The sequence below is a fragment of the Streptomyces sp. NPDC020983 genome, assembly GCF_044333485.1.
Taxonomy (GTDB): Bacteria; Actinomycetota; Actinomycetes; order Streptomycetales; family Streptomycetaceae; genus Actinacidiphila.
Genome location: NZ_JBIRRA010000036.1, coordinates 1 through 3,743, shown reverse-complemented (window position 1 = coordinate 3,743; position 3,743 = coordinate 1). Strand labels below are relative to the sequence as shown.

The following is a 3,743-nucleotide window of genomic DNA, read 5'->3' as shown; positions in this document are numbered from 1 at the left end:
ACAACAACCCCGGACGTCGTCATCGCCGCCCACAACGGCCCCACCTCCACCGTCATCTCCGGACCCCCCGACCAAATCACCACCACCCTCACCGCCTGCCACACCGCCGGCCACCGCGCCAAACCCATCAACGTCGACTACGCCTCCCACAGCCCCCAGATCGACCAACTCCACGACCACCTCCTCACCACCCTCGACGGCATCACCCCCCAACCCACCACCACACCCTTCTACTCCACCGTCACCACCCAACCCCACGACACCACCACCCTCACCCCCGAATACTGGTTCACCAACCTCCGCCAACCCGTCCACCTCACCCAAACCATCACCACCCTCCTCCACCACAACCACCACCACTACATCGAAATCAGCCCCCACCCCGTCCTCACACCCCACATCACCCACACCACCGACCAACACCCCCACCCCACCACCACCCTCCCCACCCTCCACCGCAACCAAGGCACCCCCCACCACCTCATCACCGCACTCGCCCACGCCCACACCACCGGACTCACCCCCACCTGGACCCCACACCCCACCCCCACCACCACCGACCTCCCCACCTACCCCTTCCAACACCACCACTACTGGCCGCGCACCACTCCCCCCGCGGGCGACGTCGGCGCGGCGGGGCTGCGGGCCGTCGCCCACCCGCACCTTTCGGCGGTCACCGGGCTCACGGACGGCGGGCTGCTCGTCACCGGCCTGCTCACGGCCGCGGACAGCGCCGGGCTGCCGCCCGGAACGGCACTCGTGGAGTGGGCGCTGCGCGCCGCCGACGAGGCAGGAGGCGGCGGCATCGGCGAACTCGCCCTCCACACCCCCCTCGTCGCGCCGGCTGACGGCGCCCTCCGCCTCCAGATCACCGTCGACGCCCCCGACCCCCAGGGACTGCGGTCCTTCCGCATCGCCTCCCAGGCCGACGGGGACACGCCGGACGACCCGTGGACGGTGCACGCGGCGGGCACCCTGACCCCGCCCGGACCGGCGGACGCGGTGCCGGACGCGGAGGATCCGGTGACGGGCGCGGCAGCCTGGCCGCCCCCCGGGGCCGAGCCGTTGGACCTCGCCGCCCTCCACGCCTCCGCCGAGGCCGCGCACGGCGCCTTCCCCCGCCGGGTACGCGCGCTGTGGCGGTACGAGGGCGGGCTGCTCGCCGAGGTGGAGCTGCCGGAGGCCGCCGGGGAGGAGGCGGAGGACGGTTTCGGCGTCCACCCCGCGCTCCTGGACGCCGCCCTGCACCCCCTCGTCCTCGCAGGCGGCGGACCGGTGCTGCTGCCCTTCGCCTGGACCGGCGTCACCCTGCACGCCACCGGCGCCACCGCCGCCCGCGTCCACGTCCTGGCGGGGGATCAGGACGCGGCCGGCGGCCGCACGGTGGGCCTCGTCCTCGCGGATCCGGACGGGGCGCCCGTCCTCGCCGTCGACGCGGTCGCGCTGCGTCCGGCGACGGACGCGGCCCCGCAGACCGTAGAGGCCGCGTCCGTCCCGTCGCCGCGGCCCGTACGCCCCGTACGCCGCCGGGCCGCGGCGCGGCAGCCGGTGGGGGGTGCGCTCGGTGGCCGCCTGGCCGGGCTCGACGCGGCCGGGCAGCACGAGGAGCTGCTCAGGCTGGTCCGGCAGGCGGCGGCGGTGGTGCTGGGACACGCGTCGCAGGCCGCGGTGCGCCCGGACGCGGCCTTCAAGGAACTCGGTGTCGACTCCCTCACGGCCGTGAAGCTGCGCGACCGGCTCGCCGCCGTGACCGGGCTGCAGCTGCCCGCGACCCTGGTCTTCGACCACCCCACCCCGCAGGCCCTCGCCGCCCACCTGCGCGGCCTGGTGACCGGTGACCCGGACGGCTCGCCCGCGCCCGCGCGCCGCTCCCGTCCGGGGCTGGGCCACGACGACCCGATCGCGGTGGTCGCGATGGCGTGCCGCTTCCCCGGCGGCCTGACCTCGCCCGAGAAGCTCTGGGAGCTGGTGGCGGCGGGCGGCAGCGTACTGGGGCCCTTCCCGGCCAACCGCGGCTGGGACCTCGACAACCTCTTCCACCCCGACCGCGAGCACCCCGGCACCACGTACGCCTCGCAGGGCGCCTTCATCTACGACGCGGACGGCTTCGACGCCGCCTTCTTCGGCATCAACCCCCGCGAGGCGCTGGCGATGGACCCGCAGCAGCGGATCGTCCTGGAGACCGCGTGGGAGGCCCTGGAACGCGCCCGCATCAACCCGCACACCCTCAAGGACAGCCTCACCGGCGTCTACACGGGCGTCATCTACCACGACTACGCGGCGGGCCTGGCCCCCGGCGACCCGCGGCTGGACGGCTACACGATGCTCTCCGGCATCGGCAGCATGATCTCCGGCCGGGTCGCCTACACCCTCGGCCTCCAGGGGCCGGCCGTCACGGTCGACACCGCCTGCTCGTCCTCACTGGTGTCGATGCACCTGGCCGCGCAGGCCCTGCGGCAGGGCGAGTGCGATCTCGCGCTCGCCGGCGGTGTGACGGTCATGTCCACCCCGGACGCCTTCACCGGCTTCTCCCGGCAGGGCGGGCTGGCTCCTGACGGCCGCTGCAAGCCCTTCGCGGCGGCGGCCGACGGCACGGGGCTGAGCGACGGGGCGGGGCTCGTCGTCCTGGAGCGGCTGTCGGACGCGCGGCGCAACGGTCACCAGGTCCTCGCCGTCATCCGCGGCTCGGCGGTCAACCAGGACGGCGCCAGCAACGGCCTGACCGCCCCCAACGGCCCCTCCCAGCAACGCGTCATCCGCCAGGCCCTCGCAGCAGCGGACCTGAAACCCGCCGACGTCGACGCCGTCGAGGCACACGGCACCGGCACCCGACTCGGCGACCCCATCGAGGCCCAGGCGATCCTCGCCACCTACGGCCAGGACCGGCCGGACGAGCGCCCCCTGCTGCTCGGCTCGATCAAGTCCAACATCGGCCACACCCAGGCAGCCGCCGGAGTCGCCGGCGTCATCAAAATGGTCATGGCCATGCGCCACGGACGCCTCCCCGCCAGCCTCCACATCGACGCCCCCAGCCCGCACATCGACTGGGACAGCGGCGCCGTGGAACTCCTCACCGACGCGGCCGACTGGCCCGACACCGGACGCCCGCGGCGGGTCGGCATCTCCTCCTTCGGCGCCTCGGGCACCAACGCCCACCTCGTCCTCGAACAGGGCGACCCGGAGCCGCAGCCCGCCCCCGCGGACGACGACACCGGCGACCTCGTCCCGTGGGTGCTGTCGGCCCGCGACCCGCAGGCGCTGCGGGACCAGGCGACGGCGCTCGGCGGCTGGCTGGACGGAGCCGGCGCGCAGGCCCCGGTCACGGACGTCGCACGGTCGCTGGCCACGACCCGCGCCGTCTTCGAGCAGCGGGCCGTACTCCTCGGGCGGGACCGTACGGACTTCTCCGCCGCGCTGGGGGCGTTGGCCGCCGGGTCTCCGCACACCGCGCTGGTGACAGCACCGCACAGCACCCCGGCAACCGGTCAGACCGTGTGGCTGTTCTCCGGCCAGGGCAGCCAGCGACCCGGCATGGGCGCCGAACTCCACACCCGCTTCCCCGTCTTCGCCGAAGCTTTCGACGAAGTCTGCGCCCTCCTCGACCCCCACCTCCACCACCCCCTCCGCGACGTCGTCTTCGAACCCCGACACGCCGAACTCCTCGACCACACCACCTACACACAAGCCGGACTCTTCGCCCTCCACGTCGCCCTCGCCCGGCTCCTGCAAGCCCACGGACTCCA

The 3,743-nt window shown here is 74.4% G+C and carries 1 protein-coding gene; it reads left to right on the top strand.

From position 1 onward, the window contains the following. Positions 1 to 3,743: beta-ketoacyl synthase N-terminal-like domain-containing protein (locus tag ACH4SE_RS36395; RefSeq protein WP_398547875.1), on the top strand; the 3,743-nt coding region annotated here is incomplete at both ends.